20 protein-coding genes and 4 pseudogenes are annotated in these 24,599 nt (G+C 28.6%); 10 read left to right on the top strand and 14 right to left on the bottom strand.

Annotation, left to right across the window (positions count from 1 at the left end; all coding sequences use genetic code 11):
* Window positions 1–6 precede the first annotated feature (6 nt).
* Both JJC05_RS18955 and JJC05_RS13750 read right to left on the bottom strand, forming a co-directional pair.
* A pseudogene (locus JJC05_RS18955) lies at window positions 7–797 on the bottom strand (glycosyltransferase family 87 protein).
* Complete coding sequence (locus JJC05_RS13750) at window positions 782–1,510, bottom strand: Kdo domain containing protein (protein WP_105196612.1); 729 nt, start codon at window positions 1,508–1,510, stop codon at window positions 782–784. Before JJC05_RS13750 ends, JJC05_RS18955 begins: the two are co-directional and overlap by 16 nt.
* Before the next feature lie 67 nt (window positions 1,511–1,577).
* Between JJC05_RS13750 and JJC05_RS13745 the strand changes: the two genes are divergently transcribed.
* Complete coding sequence (locus JJC05_RS13745; RefSeq protein ID WP_235877662.1) at window positions 1,578–2,549, top strand: WaaS/CpsH family glycosyltransferase; 972 nt, start codon at window positions 1,578–1,580, stop codon at window positions 2,547–2,549.
* Between the two features lie 133 nt (window positions 2,550–2,682).
* On the opposite strand, the pseudogene JJC05_RS13740 reads toward JJC05_RS13745, so the two are convergent.
* Window positions 2,683–3,691 (bottom strand): annotated as a pseudogene (locus JJC05_RS13740) (3-oxoacyl-ACP synthase III family protein).
* Window positions 3,692–3,929: 238 nt separating this feature from the next.
* On the opposite strand from JJC05_RS13740, the gene JJC05_RS13735 reads away from it, so the two are divergent.
* Window positions 3,930–4,703, top strand: a complete 774-nt coding sequence (locus JJC05_RS13735; RefSeq protein WP_127822811.1) for a sulfite exporter TauE/SafE family protein — start codon at window positions 3,930–3,932, stop codon at window positions 4,701–4,703.
* Here the strand turns inward: JJC05_RS13735 and JJC05_RS13730 are convergent.
* Window positions 4,696–5,631, bottom strand: a complete 936-nt coding sequence (locus JJC05_RS13730; protein ID WP_235877660.1) for an ABC transporter ATP-binding protein — start codon at window positions 5,629–5,631, stop codon at window positions 4,696–4,698. The two genes, JJC05_RS13735 and JJC05_RS13730, sit on opposite strands and share 8 nt — an antisense overlap.
* Window positions 5,632–5,784: 153 nt before the next feature.
* Here JJC05_RS13730 and JJC05_RS13725 point away from each other — a divergent pair, with 153 nt between their 5' ends.
* Entirely contained in the window at window positions 5,785–6,642 is an 858-nt protein-coding gene (locus JJC05_RS13725; RefSeq protein ID WP_235877657.1) for a helix-turn-helix domain-containing protein, read from the top strand.
* Between the two features lie 95 nt (window positions 6,643–6,737).
* Entirely contained in the window at window positions 6,738–7,883 is a 1,146-nt protein-coding gene (locus JJC05_RS13720; protein ID WP_235877655.1) for a hypothetical protein, read from the top strand.
* Between the two features lie 155 nt (window positions 7,884–8,038).
* Here JJC05_RS13720 and JJC05_RS13715 read toward each other — a convergent pair whose 3' ends face one another.
* Both JJC05_RS13715 and JJC05_RS13710 read right to left on the bottom strand, forming a co-directional pair.
* Window positions 8,039–8,731 carry a YiaD family glycine zipper/OmpA-like lipoprotein gene (locus JJC05_RS13715; protein ID WP_105196618.1) on the bottom strand — a complete coding sequence of 231 codons (693 nt, stop codon included), beginning with the start codon at window positions 8,729–8,731 and terminating at the stop codon, window positions 8,039–8,041.
* A 13-nt stretch (window positions 8,732–8,744) separates the two neighbouring features.
* Window positions 8,745–9,221 (bottom strand): hypothetical protein, encoded by a 477-nt coding sequence (locus JJC05_RS13710; protein ID WP_240668919.1) that lies wholly within the window; start codon window positions 9,219–9,221, stop codon window positions 8,745–8,747.
* Window positions 9,222–9,383: 162 nt separating this feature from the next.
* Here JJC05_RS13710 and htpG point away from each other — a divergent pair.
* Window positions 9,384–11,266: pseudogene (htpG, locus tag JJC05_RS13705) on the top strand (molecular chaperone HtpG).
* A gap of 43 nt (window positions 11,267–11,309) precedes the next feature.
* Here the strand turns inward: htpG and JJC05_RS13700 are convergent.
* A complete protein-coding gene (locus JJC05_RS13700; protein WP_235877654.1) occupies window positions 11,310–11,501 on the bottom strand; it encodes a cold-shock protein in 192 nt (63 codons plus the stop codon).
* Between the two features lie 23 nt (window positions 11,502–11,524).
* Window positions 11,525–11,944: a cold shock domain-containing protein gene (locus JJC05_RS13695; RefSeq protein ID WP_258929208.1), complete on the bottom strand. Its 420-nt coding sequence runs from the start codon at window positions 11,942–11,944 to the stop codon at window positions 11,525–11,527.
* Window positions 11,945–12,854: 910 nt separating this feature from the next.
* On the opposite strand from JJC05_RS13695, the pseudogene JJC05_RS13690 reads away from it, so the two are divergent.
* Window positions 12,855–13,258, top strand: a pseudogene (locus tag JJC05_RS13690) (DUF2721 domain-containing protein).
* 274 nt (window positions 13,259–13,532) lie between these two features.
* Here the strand turns inward: JJC05_RS13690 and JJC05_RS13685 are convergent.
* The 3 genes from JJC05_RS13685 to JJC05_RS13675 all read right to left on the bottom strand — a co-directional run bounded on the left by JJC05_RS13685 (window position 13,533) and on the right by JJC05_RS13675 (window position 18,102).
* Window positions 13,533–15,656, bottom strand: coding sequence for an outer membrane beta-barrel family protein (locus tag JJC05_RS13685; RefSeq protein WP_235877653.1), 2,124 nt, complete (start codon window positions 15,654–15,656; stop codon window positions 13,533–13,535).
* A gap of 259 nt (window positions 15,657–15,915) precedes the next feature.
* The gene (locus JJC05_RS13680) at window positions 15,916–17,091 is read right to left on the bottom strand and encodes an ATP-binding protein (protein ID WP_235877652.1); all 1,176 of its coding nucleotides are present in this window, start codon (window positions 17,089–17,091) and stop codon (window positions 15,916–15,918) included.
* 15 nt (window positions 17,092–17,106) lie between these two features.
* Window positions 17,107–18,102: a tetratricopeptide repeat protein gene (locus JJC05_RS13675; protein WP_235877650.1), complete on the bottom strand. Its 996-nt coding sequence runs from the start codon at window positions 18,100–18,102 to the stop codon at window positions 17,107–17,109.
* A 114-nt stretch (window positions 18,103–18,216) separates the two neighbouring features.
* Between JJC05_RS13675 and JJC05_RS13670 the strand changes: the two genes are divergently transcribed.
* From JJC05_RS13670 to JJC05_RS13660, 3 genes are all read left to right on the top strand, one after another.
* Complete coding sequence (locus JJC05_RS13670) at window positions 18,217–18,981, top strand: hypothetical protein (RefSeq protein WP_235877648.1); 765 nt, start codon at window positions 18,217–18,219, stop codon at window positions 18,979–18,981.
* A gap of 684 nt (window positions 18,982–19,665) precedes the next feature.
* The gene (locus tag JJC05_RS13665; RefSeq protein WP_088393937.1) at window positions 19,666–20,556 is read left to right on the top strand and encodes an EamA family transporter; all 891 of its coding nucleotides are present in this window, start codon (window positions 19,666–19,668) and stop codon (window positions 20,554–20,556) included.
* A gap of 976 nt (window positions 20,557–21,532) precedes the next feature.
* The gene (locus JJC05_RS13660; protein WP_127822806.1) at window positions 21,533–22,129 is read left to right on the top strand and encodes an alpha-ketoglutarate-dependent dioxygenase AlkB family protein; all 597 of its coding nucleotides are present in this window, start codon (window positions 21,533–21,535) and stop codon (window positions 22,127–22,129) included.
* A gap of 244 nt (window positions 22,130–22,373) precedes the next feature.
* Here JJC05_RS13660 and JJC05_RS13655 read toward each other — a convergent pair whose 3' ends face one another.
* Both JJC05_RS13655 and JJC05_RS17605 read right to left on the bottom strand, forming a co-directional pair.
* On the bottom strand, window positions 22,374–23,441 hold the full coding sequence (locus JJC05_RS13655; protein ID WP_258929720.1) for an FAD-binding oxidoreductase: 1,068 nt from the start codon (window positions 23,439–23,441) through the stop codon (window positions 22,374–22,376).
* Window positions 23,422–23,784 carry an FAD-binding oxidoreductase gene (locus tag JJC05_RS17605; RefSeq protein ID WP_258929201.1) on the bottom strand — a complete coding sequence of 121 codons (363 nt, stop codon included), beginning with the start codon at window positions 23,782–23,784 and terminating at the stop codon, window positions 23,422–23,424. The genes JJC05_RS13655 and JJC05_RS17605 overlap by 20 nt, the downstream gene beginning before the upstream one ends.
* Window positions 23,785–23,997: 213 nt before the next feature.
* On the opposite strand from JJC05_RS17605, the gene JJC05_RS13650 reads away from it, so the two are divergent.
* The gene (locus JJC05_RS13650; protein WP_240668918.1) at window positions 23,998–24,207 is read left to right on the top strand and encodes a hypothetical protein; all 210 of its coding nucleotides are present in this window, start codon (window positions 23,998–24,000) and stop codon (window positions 24,205–24,207) included.
* 141 nt (window positions 24,208–24,348) lie between these two features.
* On the opposite strand, the gene JJC05_RS13645 is transcribed toward JJC05_RS13650, so the two are convergent.
* Window positions 24,349–24,582 carry a hexameric tyrosine-coordinated heme protein gene (locus JJC05_RS13645; RefSeq protein WP_127822804.1) on the bottom strand — a complete coding sequence of 78 codons (234 nt, stop codon included), beginning with the start codon at window positions 24,580–24,582 and terminating at the stop codon, window positions 24,349–24,351.
* Between the last annotated feature and the right edge of the window lie 17 nt (window positions 24,583–24,599).

Below are 24,599 nucleotides of genomic sequence, written 5' to 3'. Positions count from 1 at the left end.
CTATTCCTAAAAAGGCAAATTAGACCATTCAGCATGTCCTGAAATACGTCTAAACATTCCCATTACAGATATATCTTGTCTAGAATTAAACGAGGCATTTTCGCTATTTTTTACCACTAATCTTTCAAACCACTCAATATATGAATGACAAATGAATTGGGGAGATGAAATCAGCATAGGTAATATAAATAAGACCAGACTCCATAAAATAAGTCCTGCTATAAATTTGGGTTTATTTTTTATAAAAAAGAAGAAAGCCAATCCAACAATGCCATAAAGTTTTATAAAAATACCTAGAATTATACAAAAAGCAGCCGAAAGTTCTTTTTTTCAATAATAAAAACATAAGTAAGAATTATTAATGCTGTCATAATAGGATTAAATTGTAATCCTAAGTTGGATGTAATAAATTCATTTAAACAAATCCATAAAATCAAATTAATTTTTTGTGTTTTTAGTGGTAGTTTAAAAACAGCCCATATAAGTAAAAAAGCATTAAAACAATTCCATAATACAATACCAATAGCATCTGGTAAAACAGCAAATGGGGCTATAAACAAGCTAAATATTGGTCCATAATGATTATGATCAAAATATAAGTTGGGATACTCCGCATATAAAGATTGTTTTTCTAATGTATGCCAAAAAACATTTTTAAAGATTAAATAATTGTTGTAGCTCCCTCTTGCAAATTGTTTTATAGCTGAAACTGCTGAAATAATAATCCAAATGATGGCTATATTTTTTGGATTTTGAAAAAAACTAACTTTGAAAATATTTTTTATCTTTTCAACCATTTTTCTTTGAACTTTTTCTTTGTAATTATCTTTTTTTGAAAGGCAGATGTATGATATACTAATTTTTCAAAAACTTCTTGTTTTGTTTTGCCATAAAGAATAGCGTATTCTTCACTTATGATTTCTAGTTGATCTTGTCTTGGAGTAATTCTCTCCATATTTTTCATTCTTTGATCAAAACTCATATTTGCATGAAATTTCATTCTATTTAAATCTACAAGATAAAAACTATATCCTCCCGTATCATTTTTTTTGATTAATGTATTACCCGGTGAATGATCTAAAAACTCTATTCCTTCGCTATGGAGTAAAAAAGTAAACTTTGTAAATTCTTTTAAAATTCTTACATGATCTGATTCCTCTATTGATAAATCTAACAGATCTCTAAAAAGATAATCATATTTTATATGTTCACAAACATAATAACTATCTTTCAGGGTAAACCACGAAAAATTCTCAAAATAACCTACAGGAAAAGGAGTTCCTATTCCTTTTTGTGCTAAAAGGTGAGCATATTCATAGGAACGTCTTGCTTTTGATTTCCTGAAAAACTTATATACAACTCCATTAAACAATGATGGAACTTTAAAAATTTTAACATTCAAGACTTTTCCTTCATGGGAAATAATTTTTATTTGATTTCTTGTTCCTATTGTAAAATCGGTTCCTCTTTCTTTTAACTGCAATAACAGGTCTTGAATTTTTCTTTTCATGAAACAACTTTTATTAAAGGCAAAAATAACTTAAAATAAATATCTTTACACCTTTTATTAGAATAAAATGAATCAAAAAATTTGCGTTATTAGTTTTGATCACTGGAATTATGATCATCATATTGTTACTGAACTAAAAAAATTGGGTCATGAAAGTCATCATATAAAAATTGGAAATTTAAAACACAAAAATTTTTTTGAGCGATTAAAAAACACTTTCTCTAAAGTTTTTTTAGGCAAAAATCCTAAAATAAAAAAACGCCAAGACTATATTATATCCAGATTAGAGGAATTAGGAAAACAGGATCAAATTTTAGTCATAAATCCAGAACTTATAGCTCCTGAATATCATCTAAAAATAAAAAAATTCACTAATCTCTATTTAGCATATCTATATGATAGTATAGAAAGAAATCCTATTAATCATTTATCTCCTGATCTTTTTGATAAAATATATTCTTTTGATAGTACTAATTGCAAAGAATATCGTTTTATCAAAACATCTAATTATATTTATACAACAGAAAAAAACGCAACAAAAAACAAAATTCAAGATTTTATTTATATTGGTTCAATTGACGAACGAATTGATCTATTAAATCAAATAGGTGAAATTTTAAAAAGAAAAAAACTCTCATTTACTTTTTATAGTATTGGTAAAAAATCTTGGTTTTTCAATCTTAAGAAAAAATATAGGGGACATTATTCTAATATTACCTTTAGAAAAAAACGTTTTAGTCAAGCTGAAACGTTAGATTTATACCAAAAAAGTTCTGTTATAGTAGATGTTATCCGAAAAAACCAGAGCGGTTTAAGTTTTAGAATTTTTGAAGCATTAGGACTTGAGAAAAAAATAATTACGAATAACCCTTCTATAGTGAAATATGATTTATTTAAAATCAATAATATCTTTTATTTAAAAAACTTAAATGAACTTGATAATATTGAAGTATTTCTTCATTCGAAAACAAGAATTGATGAATCAATCATGAAAAATTACCAACTAACTAGTTGGGTGCAAAACATTTTTTCTTTGTGATTAGGGTATACTAAAAATCAAACCTTTTTTCTAAGAAATGTTTATACAAAAACTATATTATGATAGTACCTAAATAGTCTAATAAAAAAAGAGGCTGTTAAAAAAGTAAACAGCCTCTTTTTTATTTAATAAATTACCATTTAATAATAACACTTCCCCAAGTAAAACCAGAGCCAAAAGCTGCTAAAACAACTGTATCTCCTTCTTTTATTTTACCTTGTTCCCAAGCTTCTGTTAACGCAATAGGAATAGAAGCGGCTGTCGTATTTCCATACTCCATAATATTATTATATACTTGATCATCCGTCAGTTGAAACTTTTGCTGAATAAACTGAGAAATACGCAAATTAGCTTGATGAGGAATTAACATATCTATATCCGAAACCTCTAAATTATTTGTCTTTAATCCTTCCATGATTACTTCGCTAAAACGAACTACTGCATTCTTAAATACAAATTGTCCGTTCATATAAGGAAAATAACTTTCATCATCTGGATTATTATCTGCCATTATATCTGTTACCCAACGTTTTCCCATACCAGGCGCAATAAGAGCTAATTCTTCTGCATATTGCCCCTCAGAATGCAAATGAGTGGATAAGATTCCTTTTGACAGATCTTCTTCACGTGTTAAAATGGCTGCTCCTGCCCCATCTCCAAAAATAACAGATACTCCACGTCCACGAGTAGTCATATCTAAACCTCTGGAATGAACCTCTGAACCAATAACCAATACATTTTTGTACATTCCTGTTTTAATGTATTGATCAGCTATAGAAATAGCGTATACAAAACCTGAACATTGATTTCGTACATCTAATGCTCCGATTGTTTTTAATCCCAAATCACGCTGTACTAGCACTCCCGGTCCTCGGAAAATAATAATCTGGACTTAAAGTTGCAAAAATCAGAAAATCTATATCATCTTTACTGATCCCTGCTCTTTCTATTGCTATCTCAGCCGCTTTTACTCCCATTGAAGTAGTTGTTTCTTCAGGACTATTTACATGGCGTCTTCTTTTTATTCCTGTTCTTTCTTGGATCCACTCATCATTGGTATCCATAATTTTAGATAAATCGTCATTGGTTACCACATTTTCTGGAACATAATAACCTAATCCTGAAATTCTAGAATGATACATACTTAAAATTTTAGTTAAAAACCAGTCAACAAAGTTAACTGAACTTACAGTATTAACAAAATTTAGAGCTCTTTTTTTACAAATCAATAATTTTTAGAAAAACCAAACACTCAACATCAAATTAAACAGATTGTCGCATTATTTTTTATTCCATATTTCTCATAAAAATTTATCTTTATTAGATATTTGTATCTGAATATCTTTTCCTTTTTTAAATTATAATTCTATATTTTAAAACATGAACTATATTATAATTTGTGCCATTACATTTGTGGGAGCTGGCTTAACCCTTTTTTCAGGTTTCGGATTGGGAACTATTCTATTTCCTATTTTCGGCTTGTTTTTTCCTGTTGAAATAGCAATAACTTTAACCGCTATTGTTCATCTTTTAAATAATATTTTCAAATTTTTCTTGTTTAGAAAAAATGCAGATCGAGCTATCGTCTTAAAATTTGGTTTACCTGCTTTCATATTTTCTTTTTTGGGTGCCTTTTTATTAAATTTTTTAACAGATCAAAACGATTTATTAGAATATAATTTAGCCAACAAGGTTTTTAAGATTACTTTATTGAAGGTATTGATCGGATTTTTACTTATTTTATTTGCTTTATTTGATGTTATTCCTAAACTAAAAAAAATAGAATTTAATAGAAAATACTTAAGTTTCGGGGGTGCTTTGAGTGGTTTTTTTGGAGGGCTTTCTGGACACCAAGGAGCTTTACGTAGTGCTTTTTTAATTAGAGCAGGTTTAACAAAGGAATCATTTATTGCAACTGGAGTAGTAATAGCCTTTTTTATAGATATATCCAGAATAAGTATTTATCTTTCTAGAATCATAAACGATCCCTCTAATTTAGATTTTAAACTGATTACAATCGCAACTTTATCTGCTTTTGTTGGGGTTTATTTTGGCAATAAAATATTAAAAAAGACTACACTAGTTTTTATTCAACAAGTAGTAGCCTTTCTACTTTTTATTTATGGCATCAGCCTTATAGTAGGTATTATATAAGTACTTCTAAAGCTACATCTAATTGGAGCTCTAAAATATCTCTATGTTCAAAAAAAATAGGTCGCCCATTAAACGCTGCTTTTATTAAATAATACCCTCCTTTATAATAACATTGTTTAACTGTTGCTTTTAGTTGCCCTTCTTCTGAAACTCTTAATTGATGAGGATACAATAGAATGGTTTCTGACAATCCATTTCTATTGATTACTAGCTCATTAACTTCTCCAAATAGAGACGCTACATATTTATTTTTAGGATGGGTATAAATTTCTTTAGACGGAGCCTTTACTACTAACTCGCCTCCTCTTAAAACGAGTGTTTCATCAGCAAAAGCTAATGCGTCTGTACTATCGTGTGTTGCTATAATTACGGTAATACCTTTCGATTTTAAATAAGCAAACAAGTTACGTCTTAATGCGTTTTTCCTAAAATTATCAATATGGCTAAAGGGCTCGTCTAAAAGTAATACTTCGGGTTCTAGAGCTAAAACTCTAGCTAAGGCAACACGCTGTTGTTGCCCCCCACTTAGCTCGCTTACTTTACGTCGTGAAAAATCCCCCATTTCTACTATATCTAATAGTTCTTGAATACGCAAGCGTTTGATTGCTAATAATTGATTAGATAAGAACTTGCCTACGCTTTCAGATACCGTTTCATAAGGCATTAATCCAAAATCTTGAGCCATATATTTCATAAATGGCATCCACGGAACCAAATTTTGCTTAGGTCCTATAATCGGCTTTTCATTCCAAAAAAGATTTCCTTCATTTACATCATACAATCCGTAGATCAATTTTAATAAAGTACTTTTTCCACAGCCGCTTTCGCCAATTAATGCTATATTTTGTCCTTTTTGAACCTCAAAATTTATGGCCTTAATAATTGGGGTATCCGTATATCCGAATGAAATATTTTTTACTTGAAGCATTTTATCAAATTAGGGTCACAAAAATAACAAGAATATCCAAGAAGCAAATATTTTTTAACCATAAATAATAAGATTCTATTATGATATAAAAAGAAAAATTGATACAAAATAGCTCTTTTTTCAAAATCCTAATGATAAATTTCAAAAAAAAGGATGGAAAGAATTGATTTTAAAAACAATCAAAAGGATATAATTGTTTCAATTATAAATTTTAATAATTCTGATTTTTGGCGTTATATAGTAAATAAAAATTTCTATGGCATTTTTATTTTTGAAAATGACACCCCTTCTTCTATATTATTTGAAAGTGTACAACATGAAATAACTTTAAATTCTATCTTATTTTTTTATCCTTATCAAAAATTAGAGTTTATTTCAAATCTTTCGGGTAAGTTACTTTTATTTCATCCTAATTATTTTTGTTTAGACGTACAGGCGAAAGAATATGGATGCCGGGGAGTTATTTTTCAAAATATATTACAAACTCGTATAATGCAACTTTCCACTCATGATCTTTACAAAATAATTCATCAATTTAGTTTAATTGAAGAAGAAATACAGCATTCTTCTATTGGAACTTATTTTTTAATCTTAAATTATATAAGCATTTTACTTCTTTTATGCCTAAGAATTATTACTTCTCAAAAAAAAACTTTATTAGATACAGATATGAGTCGTCTTAAAATTTTAATGGATGAATATATAACCTCTCAACATCAACCTAATTTTTATGCTCAAAAACTTAATATAACAACTAGAGAATTAAATTTTCTTATAAAATCTAGAACGGGCAAAACGACTCAAAAAGCTATTCATGAAAAATTAATTGCATTAGCTAAGAGCAAACTTTTTAATTCTAATTTGAGTGTTAAAGAAATTGCTTACGAATTAGGTTTTGAAGATCCTTTCTATTTTAGTCGTATTTTCAAACAACATACCCTTGTTTCTCCAAAAGATTTCCGAATAAACTTAAAACAAAATCATATTGATGATTTTCAGATCAAGATTTAGTTTTTTTATCCATATTTATGTTTTTCCATCTATTCTTTGGACATTAGAATGTAAGTAGTTTTGCTTTTAATATGTTAAACCAAATTTAATTAACAATGAAATCAAAACTATTACAATTTGCGCTTTTTAGTAGCTTTGGCATTTTGAGTTTATTCTCTTGTGAAAAAGATAATGCTTCTGCACCAATAGTAAATCCTACAATTCAAAACGAGTTTATAGGAACATGGGACAAACAAGATACCGTAAGAATTTCGTTTACTCAAGACGGAAAATTTACAGCACAACGATGGATTGGCTATGATAAATCTTACGCTAATAACTTTGCCGTAGAAGGAGAGTATATTACTACAAACGGAGAAGTTACAATTAACGTAAAAAAATCAAATCTAGCTCATTTATGGTCAAATCAAAAATTAGAAAAAATTATCTTAAAAACAGAATTAGCTTCAGACAAACAAACAGTAAAAGTTAAATCTGTTACAATATACCCTACCAATTTGGATGTAAAAGATGCCGTAATTAAAAGATTATCTAATTCATTTAAAAAGAATTTAGATCCTAAAACCGCTCTTCCTATTGAATTATTAACATTAACGGATATTGCCACCTACCAACCCATCAACTTACCTAATATCAAACCGTGGACTTACAAAACAGGAGAATTTAATTTTACATTCAATAATTATCAATTAGGCATTCCTACGACCGATCAAACAACCGTTAATTTACCTTTTTCTCCAATGGGACAACACTTACATTTAATTATAGATGATGCGCCTTATTTGGGTGTATCAAGTACCCCTTTTAAATATAATTTAGCCGATGGTGAACATACTATTGCAATTGCTCCGGGGCGTTCCTATCATGAAATATACAAAAATCCAGAAGCAATTATTACAACAAAAAGTACGATTATGAATGGAGATGAAATTTTAAGAGTAAACATTAGCAATCAGCCTCATATTTTTGCTAGTAGACCAAGAGGTACTTATTCTTTAACAGATGCTAAAAAACTTTTGATTGATTATATTTTAACAGAGGCTTCTAAAATAAATATTGATTCTAAAAAATATACTGTTAGAATTACAATTAATCAAACTCCTTTTTTAAATGAAAAATGGGTTCCAAAAGTTTTGGAAGGATTGGCCAGACTAGGAACGCATCAATTAATTTTAGATTTATATGATTTAGAAAATAAAAAAATTATTTCTACTAAAAAATCTGAATTTTTCATTCAGTAAAAAAAGACTGAGGGCGTCTAATAAGATGGCTATCTTACATTTCGACTAGTAGGAGATTTCACATAATTTTGATAATGTGATTTCTTCTATTGTCGAAGCAACAAACTAAACGTTGATTTACTTCTTTTCAGACAACCTCAGCCTTTCCTATCTTTTTACTGTCCTGATTCATTTTTAGCCTCTTGAATCATCTTTTGATTAGCAGTAATAGCAAATTCAACACGACGATTTTGAGCACGACCAGCATCTGTATCATTACTTGCTAATGGATCGGCTTCTCCCATACCTGTTGTAATAAAACGAGCTCCATTTAATCCTTTAGAAGCTAAATAATTCTTTACTGATTTAGCGCGATCATCTGATAATTTAAGATTATATTCATCAGAACCTTTACTATCCGTATAACCATAAATTTTAATATCTGTATCCGCATATTCTTTGAAAACAGGTACTAATTTATCTAAATTTGATTTTGCCTTGGCTGTTAAAGTCGCTTTGTTAAAATCAAAATTAACAGCATTTTCTCCTAAAGTTAATTTAATACCTTCTCCTACTCTTTCTACTTGCGCTCCGGGTAATGATTCACTAATCTTACGTGCTTGTCTGTCCATCTTATTTCCAATAACTCCTCCAGCTACACCTCCAATAACACCACCTAAAACAGCTCCTAAAGCACTATTCCCACCTTTTCCTATATTATTTCCTAAAACACCTCCTAAAACAGCTCCAGCTACAGTTCCGATTGCCGCACCCCTTTGTGTATTATTTGTATTTTTAATTGCCTCACAACTTGTCATACCACTAATTAAAAAAGCTCCTGACATGGTATATATTGCTATTTTTTTCATCTTTTTATAACTTTTATTTTTTTCTAAAATGGTAAACGACCTTACCTCCACTATTTCCAACTTGTACTTTGCTAGTCAAATCAAATGCGTTTTCTGTTACATTTGAAACAATCAAGATATATCCTGAAGTTACTTTTCTTGGTTTTTCCCCTTCTTTAATAAACTTCAAAACCATTTGGTTCTCATCTGTTACATACCATTTAATATCAGAAGCATAAGAAGAACAACCCGCTTTTTTTAATGTCATGTTTCCCGAATCGTTATTGGACACCAAATGCCACTCACTCCCTTCAAAACATTTTGCATCAGCAATTTCAAAAGAAGTTACTTTAAAATACTCAGAACCTGCATATTCTACTCCACTAACTACCCAATCTCCCTTTAAAGCTACTTGTGTTTTTCTATTTACACTTGTAGTAACCAATGATTGTTTAGGTTTACAGGAAACCATGACCCCTAACATAGCAGCCATTAAAACTAGTTTTTTCATTTTATTTTGATTTTTTACGTTTGCCAACAGGGCAAATTTAATACCAATTTAGTAATTTTTTAGTAGAAAATCTACTACACAAACCGTCAATTTGTCAGATTTTAAGAATTGGTATTCTATTTGAAAAGGAATAAACTATTAAATTTAAATTTCAATAACATTATGACAACAGGAAAAATTAATGTTTCAGTAGAAAACATCTTTCCCTTAATCAAAAAGTTTTTATATAGCGATCACGAAATTTTTTTACGTGAGTTAGTTTCAAATGCTACAGATGCTACTTTAAAACTAAAGCATTTAACCAGCATTGGCGAAGCTAAAGTAGAATACGGCCACCCTATTATAGAAATTAAAATTGATAAAGAGGCTAAAAAGCTTCATATCATTGACCGGGGTTAGGAATGACTGCTGAAGAAGTAGAAAAATACATTAATCAAATTGCTTTTTCGGGAGCGGAGGAGTTTTTAGAAAAATACAAAGATTCTGCCAAAGAATCAGGCGTAATTGGTCATTTTGGATTAGGTTTTTATTCTGCTTTCATGGTGGCTAATAAGGTAGAAATTATTACCAAATCTTTTAAAGAAGAATCGGCTGCTCATTGGACTTGTGATGGAAGTCCTGAATTTACTTTAGAGCCTCATAATAAAATGGAAAGAGGAACTGAAATTATTCTTCATATTGCGGATGATTCTGTTGAGTTTTTGGAGGAATTCAAAATTCGCGAATTATTAACAAAATACAACAAGTTTATGCCAATTCCCATCAAATTTGGTACTAAACAAGAAGCCTTACCGAAACCCGAAGATGCCCCTGAAGATTACAAAACAGAATACGTAGAAGTTGATAATTTTATTAACAATACGAATCCTGCATGGACAAAACAACCTTCAGAATTAACGGATGAGGATTACAAAAGCTTCTACCGCGAATTATATCCTATGAATTTTGAAGATCCTTTATTCAATATTCATTTAAATGTAGATTACCCGTTTAACTTAACAGGTATTTTATATTTCCCTAAATTATCTTCAGATTTACAAATACAAAAAGACAAAATTCAATTATACCAAAATCAAGTATTTGTAACAGATAATGTAGAGGGTATTGTTCCTGAATTTTTAATGATGCTAAAAGGAGTTGTTGACTCTCCAGACATTCCTCTAAACGTATCACGTTCGTATCTACAAGCCGATGGTAATGTAAAGAAAATTTCAAACTATATTACACGTAAAGTTTCAGATAAATTAAAATCTTTATTTAATGAAAATCATGAGGATTTTGAAAAAAAATGGAATGACATTAAAGTAGTTTTAGAATACGGAATGTTATCTGAGGCCAAATTTTATGAAAAAGCGGGTGATTTTGTATTATATCCAACAACGGATAATAAATTTTACACATTAACCGAATTAAAAGAAGCATTAAAAGAAACACAAACTGACAAAGATGGTAAATTGGTCGTTCTTTATGCTTCTAACAAAGAAACACAACATAGTTATATTGATATTGCAAAAGAAAAAGGTTATCAAGTGGTATTGTTAGACTCTCCTATTGTTTCTCACTTGATTCAAAAATTAGAGGCTGATAATGAAAATGTAACCTTTACTCGTGTAGATGCGGATCATATAGACAAATTAATTCAAAAAGAAGACACTGCGATTTCAAAATTATCTGATGAAGAAAAGGATAAATTAAAAATCACAATTGAAACGGTGGTTCCTAAAGAAAACTATACTGTTCAAATGGAAGCTCTTGACAGCAATTCGGCTCCTTTTATGATTACACAACCAGAATTCATGCGTCGTATGAAAGAAATGAGTCAAACTGGCGGTGGCGGTATGTTTGGAATGGGTAATTTTCCAGAAATGTATAATTTAGTGGTAAATACCAACTCTGATTTAGCTTCTTCTATATTAAATAGTGATGAAAGCGAACAAAAGGACTTGGTAAAACAAGCTTTAGATATAGCTAAGTTATCACAAGGTTTATTAAAAGGAGAAGAATTAACTTCATTTGTAAAACGAAGTTTTGAAGCTTTAAAATAAATAGCAAGAAAAACAAAAGCCTGATTTCATCAGGCTTTTGTTTTTAATTATTTTCTTTTACATTAACTGCAGCTAATCCTTTAGGTGTGCGCTCAACCTCAAAAACTACTACATCATTCTCTCTTACACGTTGTGTTAAACCTGTAGTATGAACGAATATTTCTTGTCCATCATTAGAAGTAATAAATCCAAAACCTTTTGTTTCATTAAAAAACTTTACTGTACCTTCTTGCATTTCTATTTATATTTAATTAATAATTACGACATGTGTGGCTCTAAAACCTTTAGGTGTTGTTTCTTTTTAAAACTTACCCTTATATTCTTTTTAAATTTGGTATTAGTCCCTTCAAAATGAAATAATAAATTATCTCTGGTTTCATCTTCAGTAATAAATCCAAAACCTGTTTCTTTTATAAAAGTAACAAGACCTGTAGAAAAATCTTTTTTTATTCTACTAAAGTCCTTTTCTCCATTTTCATTATTTTTTTCTGTTTCAATAACTTGCAAATGAGGTGGTGTTGAGGTTAAATTTCCATTTTTATCAACATACACAAACATTTCCTCTAAAGATTTTCCTTTATTATTATTGACTTTTCGCTCGTTTCTTCTGAGCTCTTTATCTTGTTGTTTTTTTATTTTTTTCTTATTATTTTCTTTTTTCGAATAAGAATCTGCCATATATATCTAGGTTTACTTGTATTATTAACTATAAATTAATCACACAACAATAATTACACAATGTTATTACTGTAAAAATTATAATTAGTAATTAAAAAATAGGTTTTAAAAAAATGGCAGCTGGAAAGTAATTACTGAGGAAGTTAAAAACTACTAAAACAGAAAATCAAAAAGCAGTAACCTTTAAATTAAAGGGCAAATGTACGATAAAAAAACGATTTTGATCTAAAAAACTAAAAATCAATATATTTTATTTTCTATCTATGATGAAGGTATCCTAACTCGAATAGGTAAAGTAAATCACATGCTACTGATAATGTGACTTTTCCTCTCGTCGAAGTAACAGATTAAACATTGAATTTTGACTTTTCAAACATCTTCATTCCACTATAAGGATATACTCCAATCTACTAAGAAACAATAATCAGAAATCATTCCTTTTTACTTACAATAAGCTGTGGCTTTTTTATGATAATCTGAATAATATTGAAAAATTTTGTTTTACAACGAAGTCTAATCCCGAATCTGGGATAATAACAGATAAATTATTTTCATTTTTGAGAAAAATTAGAATACAAGAAATTGAAAATAAAACAAAAATCTTAACCAGAAAACTACCGCAAAAATTAAATAGAAAGTTTTTTTTAGTAAATTTGACCGAGTCTATTTTAAAATTAAAATAGATCAATTATTTTTCATTAAAAAATAATTTAATAATACAAACGAAAATACACGTATTTTAGACTTTCTAATATTGTGTTCTAGTTTTTTACTTTTAAAACTTATCTCTTCGTAATTTCTAATTAAAATTATTAATTGTATTTTCGATAATATTCTCTTAAATATCGTTTTTTAATGATCAATAAGGATTTTTTTAAATTCATTTTACACAATAAACAAAAAAATTAACATGACCCTATCAATTGAAACACCTGCCTTATTATTTTCAGCTAGTTCTTTAATCCTATTAGCCTATACGAATCGCTTTTTAACAATTGCTCAAATTATTAGAAGTTTAAAAAGAATTATGAGGAGGTTCATAACAAATCTATTATTTTAGAAATTCAAAATCTTAATAACCGTTTAAATCTAATTCGTTTTATGCAACTTATGGGAGTACTCTGCTTATTCTTATCTGTTTTTGCAATGTTATTATTATTTTTTAATTTGCAATACATTGCTATTTATATTTTTGGTTTTAGTTTATTTAGCCTTTTAGTATCCTTAGGAATTTCTTTTTGGGAAATTAGTATTTCTGTTCATGCTTTAAAAGTTCATTTAAGTGATTTAGAGGAATTTTCAAAAAAAAATTAAGTTCTTTTTTATTCCAGATTACGCGATAAACTTTACCGTGAAGATGAAAAGTGAAAATCAGGATAAAACTGTAAGGATTTTTTTATCGTCAACTTAATTACTATATTGAGTACAAAAATCGTTATTTATCACTTGAATCAAAGAGAGAAATCACATTATCAATATTATGTGATTTCTCTTATTGTATAGATAATAAGATTACGAACTTTTAAGACATCTTATGTAGAACAAAATGTACTTTTTAGATTCAAAAAACATCTTTTTATTTTATTACTTAATTCCCTATTATATTTCCATTATCTTCCTTTTTTTCTTTATTCAACATATTAGGATCTTCTTTTGCCATTTTATTTTTGGTTGGAATCTTATAGTTTAAAGTAATCCCTATTCTACGCGTATCACTTTTATTAGACATATAAAGGGCAGTATTCGAAAAGTTAAATGATGATATATTAAAATTAAATATGTCGTCTACATTTACTGAAACTGTTAATTGATTAGCTAAAAACTTTTTAGAAAAAGTCATATCTAAACTATGATTAAAAGGTCTTTGCGCTACAAAATAAAAATAATTTCCTCCTTTTGTAATATGGCTATAATTAGTTACCCATTTAATTTCTCCTGGTAATACGATTTGTGACATAATATTGAAAATCCAAAATGCTTTCGTATCAACTGTTGGTATTTCATGTTTTTGTCTACCTGCATAAATAAACATGAAATTGATTTTATCTGGATTGAAATTAAATTGAGCCGTTTCTTTTAAACCTTTGGTGAATAGCATATAAGGAATAGGTAATCCAAAATTGAATGTATGAATTTTTATTGAAGGAATATTTTCATTTGTATTAACCATTCGGTTTCCACTTAAATACATTCGTTGAGCAACTTGATTAAATCCTTCGCTAATATTATAACCAATAAAAGCGTACTCAAAAACGGATAATTTTAATTCATAATTATTAAAAAGTGTGGGTTGTAATTGTGGATTTCCCAAATATCCAATATTTGGATTTTGATAATTTGTGTTATTTGGATTAAGAGAAGATGTACTAGGTAATGTTATCTTTTTATTATAGCTTCCTGATATAACTATTTTGTTTGCTAAGTCATATTGAATGCTTGCATTAGGAAATATTCTATATTGTTTAAAAGGGATTAAAGGTTGTGTTTCTGTTTTTCCTGAAATATCATAATTTTCTCCTCTTAGCCCTATAGTAAATTCAAACTTTTTATATTTAGTTTGTAATTCTGCATAAGTAGAAGCAGTCATTCTTTTGTATTCTAAATTATTATTTTTTTTATTAAAAGTATTAAAATATAATTCTTCATACAAAGTACCTACAGTAATTTTACCTTCGTCTAATAGTTTTATAGGTTGATTATAATCTATTTTAAAGTTATAAAGGCGTTGTACTGATTCGTTACTTAGGGTATTTATATTAAAGTTTCTTGAATACAAGTCAAAATCATTTGATATACTATTAAAATTAAATTTAAAATCAAGTTTTTTATTAGAATCCGAAAAACGCATTTGGTATGTTGCTACTGCATCCTGACGCAATGTTTGTGTTTTACTGTCATCTATGGTTGAAAATATAGTTGAATTAGGTAATAATCCTTTTGCATCTGTAACACTAGAATTGTTATTAGAATAAATATCATAATTCAATAATACTCTATTTTTTCCTATCTCAAATGTAAGTCCTGTTTTTACAAAAAGTGTTCTTAAGATCCGATCTGAATCAATAGAATTTAATAACGTAGACTGATCTGTTTCTTTTTTAAGTACTTCTGACCACATGCCTCGTTCTGCATAGTTTTGACCTAAATTTAACTGCCATCCAAATATTTTATTTTTAGAGCTTAAAAGTACACTGTTGTTTGTTCGCCAACGATTTTTATCATAAGAGGTAAAACTACTGCTATTGGTATAGGTGGCTGTTAGATAATTTTTGGCATTTTTGTTAGTAACAATATTAAGAATGGCGCCTCCTGAGGTGGCTGGAAATTCTGCTCTCGGATTTGTAATGACTTCTATTTTTTCAACGGAATTAGCTGGTAATCCTTCTAAAAAAGCGTTCAACTCATTTGTTGAAATATTAAGAGGTCTTCCGTCTAAAAATACATCTAATTGTTTACCTTGATACATCATACCTGCAACATCAGAAGCTACTAAACCAGGTAATTTTTTCATTCCTTCTAAAACAGATCCTGAATTTAGATGAGCTTGGCTTGCAAATTCAAAAATAGTACGATCTGCTTTTTGTTCAACTGCTTTTTTTTCTTTAACAATTGCTATTTCTTTTAATTCATTCGTTTTTCCTTTATTTTCTTGAGCATGAGTTGCAATAGATAAAAAAGTTAATAACAAAAGACAGGTTTTATTTTTTTTCATGTATTTATAAAATCTTTTATCTTAGTAGACTGTTTTATTGATTTTTGTTACAAGTTTTAACCTTTTTTTAACAAAGAATATTATTTAGTTTTTGAGTATCAACGAAATGTTTTAAACTTTTTTGTTGGAGCAAAAATTAGGTTTTTTGTTTCATATCTTATATTTTTTTGCACTGCAAGGGATTACGGAGTCAAAACACGGATGGAATATGGGGCAAAAAGATCATTTTGTTGCTAATTGGAAAAAAATTAAATCATTTTCAATAGGCAATTAATAAATTATATAGTTTATTTATATCAAAAGGTTTAAAAATAATGCCTGAAAAATATTTTTTAAAATCTTCATCTGTATCAGCCAGAATATCGGCTGTAAGTGCAAAAATAGGTGTTTGTATATTTAAATTTTGAGTTATTTTAATATCTTTTGAAACTTCAAAACCGTTCATTTCGGGCATGTGGATGTCCATTAAAATGAAATCAAATTTTTGATGTTTTACTATTTCTATTGCTTTTTTACCTGTATCCACATACTCAATTTCCATGCTCCATTTTTTTAATAGTTTTGAAAGTAACATTCCGTTCATTTTTGTATCGTCTACAATCAATACTTTTTTCCCTATTAATTGATTTTTTTCATTTATTTTTATCAAAATTTCTTTTGATTTTTCTAACTCGATTTCAAAATAAAAAGAGGTTCCTATATATTGTTTACTTTCTACGATTATACTACTGTTATGTAATTCTATCAATCGTTTTACAATTGCTAATCCTAAACCAGTTCCTCCATGTTTGCGTGTTAAATAAGGTTTTAGCTGTGAAAAACTATCGAATATACGAGGTAAGTTTTCTTCTGATATCCCTTCTCCTGTGTCAGTTATTCGAAAAGAAATTAGATCGGTTTCTTCTCCTGAATTAACTACTTTTATTTCTAATTTTACAGTTCCTTCATCTGTAAATTTAATAGCGTTACTTATTAAATTATTTAAAATTTGTGTTAATTTGGTGGGATCTATTAAATAATGGTTAGAAAAATTTACTGTTGAAAAATAGGCGAGTTCAATGTTTTTACTTTTTGCAAAACGTTCGAACATTTCAATTGTATTTTGACATAAAAAATTAATATTGGTTGAAACTAAATCTAATTTTACATTTTGTCCATCTAACCGATTAAAATCTAGAACATCGTTTACAACACTAATTAGATTATCCGATGCGAATTTTAAATTTCTTACAATTTTTTTCCCTTCATTTACAATTTTATCATCTAATAAAACGAGTGAGGCTACAATAGCATTCAATGGAGTTCTTATTTCATGACTCATTATAGACAAAAACTCTTGTTTTCTTTTATAATTTTCAAGTTCGTCTAAATTTTTCTTTTCTAATATTTTTTGTTTTTCTCTTTGTAAAATGGCTTCATTTTCTATTTTTTCCATTTTAGCTATTAACTCCTAACTTTCTATTACTTTTAATGTTTGAGTATTAATAACAGTTTCTTTTTCTAATAAATGGTTTTCAAAATAATATAAGGATTTTTCAAAATCACCTAAACTTTTATATATAAGATAAATGATACGATTTAATTTAATAGTACATATTGAAAACTCTAAGGTTTCACTTAATAATAATCCTTCTTTTGCAAATTGTAATGCTTTATCTATATCTTTCATTTCAAAATAAAGGGCTGCTAATTTTGTCATCGTCATAACAACTCCGATATTTTCCCCCATTTTCTTATGAATATTCAAGGATTTTTCATAGAAATCTTTTGCTTTATCATATTCTTTACAAAAATGATATACTTTGCCTTTACCATACAATGCGTAAGCCATTCCTCTTATATCATTTGTTTGTTTTTTTAGTTCTATGGATTTATTAATCGTTTGTTTTGCAAAATTTATCTTTCCCATTTTAATCAAAATACCTGAAAGATTGTTATACACATTCGATTCTAGATTTAAATCATGAATTTTCTTAGCATTACGAATTGCACTTTTATATACTTTAAATGCACTGGTTATATCGCCTATACATTCAAAAATAGTACCCAAAGACTTTTCAGTACGCGATTGATTACAATAATCATCGTACTTTCTATAAATCTTTAAGGCATCACTAAAATGAATAAGACCTAAATGATACTGATTTGTTTTGTAATAAACACCTGCTAATCCATATTTAGCATCTGCCAAGCCTCGATCATCTCCTAATTCATTAAAAATTTTTATGGCATTTTCGGAATAATATTTAGCTCTTTGCATTTCCCCAACTATCATGTAGTATAAAGCTAGTTGGCTATAACTTTTTCCAATCAAAACTTTATTATCTATAAATAAAGAAGCCTTTAAAGCTTGATTAGCTATTGTTATACTTTTGGTAAGATTATTAATCCTAATAGAATAAGCCTCTACTAGCTTTTGCTCTATAGTCTTAACTGAATTTTGCATAAATTCCCCAATTATTTACACCTTACAAATAAACAGAAACTTTTTCAGATAACCCCTATTAAACCTTTTTATTTTTTCTCAGTCTTATAAACAAACCTATAAATCTAAATAATCATGAAAAAATTTCTCTTTATATTTTTAACCTTTTTCTTTTTGACTCCAAAATATGCTCAAAATATGGAGGTAAAGGAAACAAATCAGGAAAACTTTAATTTAGAAGGCGCTTTAGCCATCTTTAAAAACGCAGCTTCATTAGAGGAGTTTGAGAAAGCTATAAATGAAGAAAATAACAATGTAAACAATCTTGATTTGAATAATGATGGAACAACAGATTACATTACTGTTGAAGATATAATAGACGATTCTGATCATATTATTATTTTAAGTGCATTAGTAGGTGATTCCGAAAAACAAGATATTGCCACTTTAAATATTGAAAAAGTAGGAAATGACGAGGTGTATATTCAAATTATAGGGGATGAAGATTTGTTTGATAAAAATACAATTGTTGAACCTTATGATATATCTGAAAAAATAATGAGAGATAAAGGTCCTTCCGTTGGGGAGAGTATTATAACACGAATCATGATAAATGTTTGGACATGGCCTTGTATTCGATTCATTTATGCTCCAGGTTATCGTGTTTGGGTGTCACCTGTACGCTGGTCATTGTTTCCTCGTTGGTGGAAACCTTGGCGCCCTATCAATCACGCATTATTTATCACTCACATTTATAAACATAGAGGTTATTTTCACCGAATAAAAACACCTGCTAGAAAATTACATGTAAAATATCTTTCTAGAAAAAAAAATAAGGCTTCATTTATGAAACCAAAAAGGATACCATATAATATGGGTAGGAAAAATCATAAACGATAAATTCTTCCATTTTAAGTACTCATTTGGATAATCATTTTTTCTATTAGAGATTCTAAAATTTGTTTTATGCAAGGTGCTTAATTTTAAATTAAATATCAAAAAAACTCAAAGTTTCAATATCTTTAATTTGCTTCAAGGTTTTCTCTAAAACCTTGAAGTTCTTTGCTTTTTACATCTTATTTTTCTTTAGAAATTTTGAAACACCTATTCTATTAGTTTCTAGATTAGCATATAAAGATCCCTCGTTAATCTTGATAATGGAAATTTAAATATTGAAATAGTTTCAAAAGTAGTTGTATAAAAGGTCCGTAATCTTATTATTTCTACTATTCTATAAATGACATAATATTGATAATGTTACTTCTCTCTTTTATCTAAGTAACAAACCACGCATTGAACTATCACTTTTGTCTCCATATCTGCAAGAAAAAATTCCCATGCCTTATTATTTTTTTCATTTTCATCTTCACAACAAAGTCTAATACGGATATGGGCTAAATAATACAAGTCAAATAGGTATAAGAAACAATGCCTTAACTAACTTTTTCTGCCTAATAGACTTTTTTATTAATCCTACAAAATAAAAACGTTTCACTTCGGCTCTATTTTTTCAAAAAAAACTAATAGATTTTAATATTTAACATTTTAGTTGTTGTATATTTGCCGCCCTTAATTTTTAAAAAAATGTTGAAGAATAGTATTTTAAAAGGAGTCTTTCTAGTAGGATTAGGAGCAACTAGCTACGGAATGTTAGCTACTTTTGTAAAGTTAGCTTATAAAGAAAACTTTACTACAGCAGAGGTTACGTCCTCACAGTTTATATATGGAATTTTAGGTATGCTTTTAATAAATGCTTTCCAAAAATTCAAAAAGAAGGAAGAAGTTATAAAAGCAAGCTCTGCTAATATTTTGCACTTAATGTTAGCGGGGACCTCACTTGGTATGACGAGTGTTTTTTATTACTTAGCTGTAAGATATATTCCCGTTTCTATAGGGATTGTTTTGTTAATGCAAACCGTTTGGATGGGAGTATTACTAGAATGGTTTTTAGATAAAAAAGCCCCTTCTATGCAAAAAATAATTTCCGTTACAATCGTTTTAGTAGGAACAGCTTTAGCTACCAACTTATTTAGTAAATCAATTAATTTAGATTGGAGAGGTATCATGTGGGGACTTTTAGCTGCTGCTTCTTTTACTACTACTATGTTTACAGCCAATAGAATTGCTGTAGGAATATCGTCTGCACAACGTAGCCTATACATGCTTTTAGGAGGTGCTATTATTGTTTTTGGTTTTTCTATAGCTACACAAGTAACACCTTTCAACATGGCTATTTTTACTAAATGGGGTGTCTTTTTAGCTTTATTTGGCACAATTATCCCTCCTATCCTAATGAACGCAGGATTTCCTCATACTGGAATTGGATTAGGAAGTATTGTTTCTTCCTTAGAATTGCCTGTTTCGGTTATGATGGCATTTATTATATTAAACGAAACCGTTGTTTTATCTCAATGGTTAGGAATAGGACTCATCATATTAGCAATTGTAATAATGAATATAAGTAGTAAAAAATGATACTACTTTTCTATATTTAATTTCATTCATTTTAACCTAAATTCAACATTAGAAATCTATTCCACTTTATTTTTTTCAAATTTAAGCACGTACTCCAATTTTATTCATCGAAATAGTGGACTATTTCATCTTCTAAAATTTTCCATGAGCACTTGAATTTATTGAAAAATCTTGTTTCACAACGAAATTTAATGCGGAATCTGGGCTTAAAAAGGTTGACGTAAAAGTTCACAATCTTGTCTTTCGACTAATATAGGAGAAATCTCATAAGGAATATTGTGTGATTTCTCCTTTTGTCGGGATGAACTGTCCAAGTTCAAAAGCAGAGAGAGAAAGGAACTAGCTTTGTGAACAGTCTTTTGATCAATGACAAAATTTAGCTTTTATCTTTCTCTTTCTTCTGTTGAAATAAATTTATAAATATTCAAAGAACTTACCTAGACAAACATAGGATGACAAAAGGTAAATTAATTTTTAAATTTCGAACAGTCTTTTTAATTTTCACCTTAGATTAGCTTTTAAAGTCAAATTCTACATTAGACTCGAACGAAGTGAATTAGCAAAGCAAATCTATTCTTCTTTATTTTGCTTCTAATTCAAGCACATACTTCCATTTTGACCATCAAAATAGTTTTCTATTTCTTCTTCCAAAATTTTACGTGAGCACTTTGAATTTATTGTTTTTTTGCTTCATAACAAAGTTTAATACTAATCTGGGTTAAAGTTTTATCATAGATCAAAATAACTTTGGATCTAAAAATATACATTTTTTCATCTTGTTTCTTCTTTTCATCTTCAACATAAAGTCTATCATCTAACCTGTACTTTATTCAATTTATCTGGTTGTACTATTTAAATAATTCTATAATTTATTTCCGTTTTAATCCATTTTATATAGAATAATAAAGTAATAATTAGATAAAACTTTGTAAATTTATTTTTTGTTTCTATCTTTTAATAAAAACCAACTAACAAAATGCTATTTCCTGATGAAATAATAAAATTTAAGCTTCCTGATGCAGAGCTTATTTATTATCCTGCTTTTTTTTCACTAGAAAAAGCAAATATTCTTTTTCAAAAATTACAATCCGAAATCCCATGGCAACAGGATAAAATAAACGTTTATGGAAAAGAGCATTTTCAGCCACGATTAACAGCTTTATTTGGTAATGAAGGAAAACCCTATGGATATTCTAACATCATAATGCACCCTCATCAATGGACTCCTTTATTAACTCATATTAAAAATGAAATTGAACAAGTTTGTAACACCCATTTTACAACGGTTCTATTAAACAATTATCGGAATGGTCAGGATAGCATGGGATGGCATGCTGATAACGAAAAAGAATTAGGGAGAAACCCTCTTATCGCTTCTGTTAGTTTTGGGGCTGAAAGAAATTTTCAACTTAAACACAATACTATTGAAAGGGCTAAGCAAAATATAAACTTACAACATGGAAGCTTACTAATCATGCAAGGTGCAATACAACATTTTTGGAAACACCAAATACCTAAAACGCAAAGAGACATAGGCCCCAGAATAAATTTAACGTTTAGAGTCATTAAATAATTCTGATTTAAAGAAATCTTTTTTATTTTACATTTTTAGCAATTCTCTTTTTTGATTCAATTTCTACATTAAAACGTTTCATAAACTATTTAAAACAAAATACTTACAAAAAAGCAAAACATTTTTTATTTTTCTTTTTAAATTGCCTTATCACGCACACTATTTAATCCTTATTGATTATTAGCGAAGTCTAACACCTAAAAAATCTAATAAAACTAACGATTTTTACAAAGGAGAAATAGATTTAAACTAAAATTTGTCTGGTAAAATTTTTCCTCGGATTCATAATATTATTAGGATCAAAAATATACTTAATTTGTTCCATTAACTCTAAATGCACCTTTGAAAAAGCTATATCCATGTAATTTTTCTGTACCCAGCCAATCCCATGTTCTCCAGACAAGGTTCCTTTTAAAGAAAGAGTTAACTCAAAAATTTCCCGAATTCCTTTTGGCACCTCTTCATTCCATTGTTTATCTGTTAGATTTCCTTTTATAATGTTTACATGCAAATTACCATCTCCAGCATGTCCATAACAAACTGACTGAAAACCGTATCGAGCACCGATTGATTTGATTCCTGTTAATAATTTGGGTAATTCATATCGAGGAACGACAGTATCTTCTTCTTTATAGATTGAATTTGCTTTTACAGCTTCTGCAACACCTCGTCTCATCTTCCACAAGGCACTCTTTTGATCCTCAGTATCGGCGAAAAGAATTTCATCAATTTGAAATTTTTCTAAAACATTCATTATTTTTTCAGCCTCTAACATTAAAATTTCAGGATAATTTCCGTCTACTTCAATCAATAAATGAGCTTGATGATCTGGTTGAACATCAATAGCTATTCCTTCTATATATTTCAAGCTCCAATCAATAGCATCACGTTCCATAAATTCTAAGGCACTAGGTACTACACCTGCTCTAAAAATAGCTGAAACGGCTTCACAAGCTTGATCTGCCTTATAAAAAGGAACTAACATTAAAATATTAAACGATACTTTAGGCAACAATTTTAGTACTGCTTTGGTAACAATCCCTAATGTACCTTCACTACCGATAATTAATTGGGTTAGATTATAACCTGTCGAATTTTTTAGTGTATTGGCTCCTGTCCAAATAATTTCCCCCGTAGGTAAGACTACTTCTAAATTGAGTACATAATCCTTCGTTAATCCATATTTAACAGCTCTAGCTCCTCCTGAATTTTCTGCTATATTCCCTCCTATGAAGCAACTTCCCATGCTACTTGGATCTACAGGATAGAAAAGATCTTTTTCTGCTACCTTTTCACGTAATACTTGTGTTATAACGCCTCGGTTCTGTGATAACCTGAAGGTTTTTTTCGTCTATTTCAATAATTTTATTCAATCGTTCTGTAGAAAGTCCGATTCCTTCTAAAACAGACAAAGCCCCTCCACTCAATCCTGTTTGTCCTCCTATAGGCACTACAGCTGTATAAAAATCATTTGCTAATTTAACAACAGCTGCAACTTCTTCTGTACAACCTGGTTTTACCACAACACTTGGAGGAAAACAAAAATCTTCTGTTTCATCATGTCCATAGTTATTTCGTGTTTCAATATCCGTAAAAACATACGATTCACCAACAACAGTTATTAATTTTTGAATTAATTCTTTTGAAACAGACATATCATTTGAGTTTTGTTTATGTAAAATTAAACATATTTAATTCATTTTATCTTTTTTCTTATTAACTATAATTTGTTAAAAACAAAAAGTTCAAATATTTCAAAATCTCAATTTTAAAATTATTTTATAAAATATTTTTTTTATTTGTTTAATAAAATATTTTTTATTAATTTTATTAACCCAAATATAAATTATTATTAGCCTATGAGTACGATGTCAATCTACATTCAAAGAAAGTTAGAAAAAGCAAGTTTAAATCCTGAACAATTTAACAAGGAGTTAAATCAATCTATCAAAATTCTTATTTCATCCGAAATTGATGAATTAGCAAAATGGTTTGTTAACTTCACAAAGGACAAACCACATTTAAAAACCATTAAAAACAATACTGCCTATAACAGAAATCTACTTATCAAATTTTAATTTTAAGCAAAAGGCTGTCCGATAGAATTTACTCTTTATTCTCAATTTTTAACTATCATAAAATAGCTAAAGATTATCTGACCCCTAGAACAAAGTAGCAAATCAGCTGAACAGCCTTTAAAAAACAAAAAATTAACACATTTATTTTTTCCAATAATTATTAGCTTTTGCTATAGTAGCAAATTCTAGCGCTACAGTCTGACCAATCGCTATTAACATAGCTGGATCTTCTGCATAAACTGGTCTTAGTTTTTCGCGAACTGAAGCATCAGGCTGTGTATATTTAATAATTAATCTAGCCATTTTTACAGCCAACAATCTCCCTTCTTCAGGAGTGGCCGTAATCAAAGAATTATTAGGTATTAAAACGTCCATAAAATATTTTTTAAGCA

Origin of the sequence: Flavobacterium davisii (assembly GCF_019565505.1) — a bacterium.
GTDB lineage: Bacteria > Bacteroidota > Bacteroidia > Flavobacteriales > Flavobacteriaceae > Flavobacterium > Flavobacterium davisii.
This window is presented reverse-complemented; position numbering and strand designations above follow the sequence as displayed.

What these genes read in the sequence shown, in the direction of transcription:
- JJC05_RS17605 (WP_258929201.1), bottom strand. Translation starts at nt 23,784, where the DNA reads ATGTCTGTTTCAAAAGAATTAATTCAAAAATTAATAACTGTTGTTGGT.
- JJC05_RS13695 (WP_258929208.1), bottom strand. Translation starts at nt 11,944, where the DNA reads ATGGCAGATTCTTATTCGAAAAAAGAAAATAATAAGAAAAAAATAAAA.
- JJC05_RS13735 (WP_127822811.1), top strand. Translation starts at nt 3,930, where the DNA reads ATGAACTATATTATAATTTGTGCCATTACATTTGTGGGAGCTGGCTTA.
- JJC05_RS13710 (WP_240668919.1), bottom strand. Translation starts at nt 9,221, where the DNA reads ATGAAAAAACTAGTTTTAATGGCTGCTATGTTAGGGGTCATGGTTTCC.
- JJC05_RS13700 (WP_235877654.1), bottom strand. Translation starts at nt 11,501, where the DNA reads ATGCAAGAAGGTACAGTAAAGTTTTTTAATGAAACAAAAGGTTTTGGA.
- JJC05_RS13715 (WP_105196618.1), bottom strand. Translation starts at nt 8,731, where the DNA reads ATGAAAAAAATAGCAATATATACCATGTCAGGAGCTTTTTTAATTAGT.
- JJC05_RS13725 (WP_235877657.1), top strand. Translation starts at nt 5,785, where the DNA reads ATGGAAAGAATTGATTTTAAAAACAATCAAAAGGATATAATTGTTTCA.
- JJC05_RS13720 (WP_235877655.1), top strand. Translation starts at nt 6,738, where the DNA reads ATGAAATCAAAACTATTACAATTTGCGCTTTTTAGTAGCTTTGGCATT.
- JJC05_RS13670 (WP_235877648.1), top strand. Translation starts at nt 18,217, where the DNA reads ATGAAAAAATTTCTCTTTATATTTTTAACCTTTTTCTTTTTGACTCCA.
- JJC05_RS13745 (WP_235877662.1), top strand. Translation starts at nt 1,578, where the DNA reads ATGAATCAAAAAATTTGCGTTATTAGTTTTGATCACTGGAATTATGAT.
- JJC05_RS13660 (WP_127822806.1), top strand. Translation starts at nt 21,533, where the DNA reads ATGCTATTTCCTGATGAAATAATAAAATTTAAGCTTCCTGATGCAGAG.
- JJC05_RS13730 (WP_235877660.1), bottom strand. Translation starts at nt 5,631, where the DNA reads ATGCTTCAAGTAAAAAATATTTCATTCGGATATACGGATACCCCAATT.
- JJC05_RS13645 (WP_127822804.1), bottom strand. Translation starts at nt 24,582, where the DNA reads ATGGACGTTTTAATACCTAATAATTCTTTGATTACGGCCACTCCTGAA.
- JJC05_RS13750 (WP_105196612.1), bottom strand. Translation starts at nt 1,510, where the DNA reads ATGAAAAGAAAAATTCAAGACCTGTTATTGCAGTTAAAAGAAAGAGGA.
- JJC05_RS13665 (WP_088393937.1), top strand. Translation starts at nt 19,666, where the DNA reads ATGTTGAAGAATAGTATTTTAAAAGGAGTCTTTCTAGTAGGATTAGGA.
- JJC05_RS13685 (WP_235877653.1), bottom strand. Translation starts at nt 15,656, where the DNA reads ATGAAAAAAAATAAAACCTGTCTTTTGTTATTAACTTTTTTATCTATT.
- JJC05_RS13680 (WP_235877652.1), bottom strand. Translation starts at nt 17,091, where the DNA reads ATGGAAAAAATAGAAAATGAAGCCATTTTACAAAGAGAAAAACAAAAA.
- JJC05_RS13675 (WP_235877650.1), bottom strand. Translation starts at nt 18,102, where the DNA reads ATGCAAAATTCAGTTAAGACTATAGAGCAAAAGCTAGTAGAGGCTTAT.
- JJC05_RS13650 (WP_240668918.1), top strand. Translation starts at nt 23,998, where the DNA reads ATGTCAATCTACATTCAAAGAAAGTTAGAAAAAGCAAGTTTAAATCCT.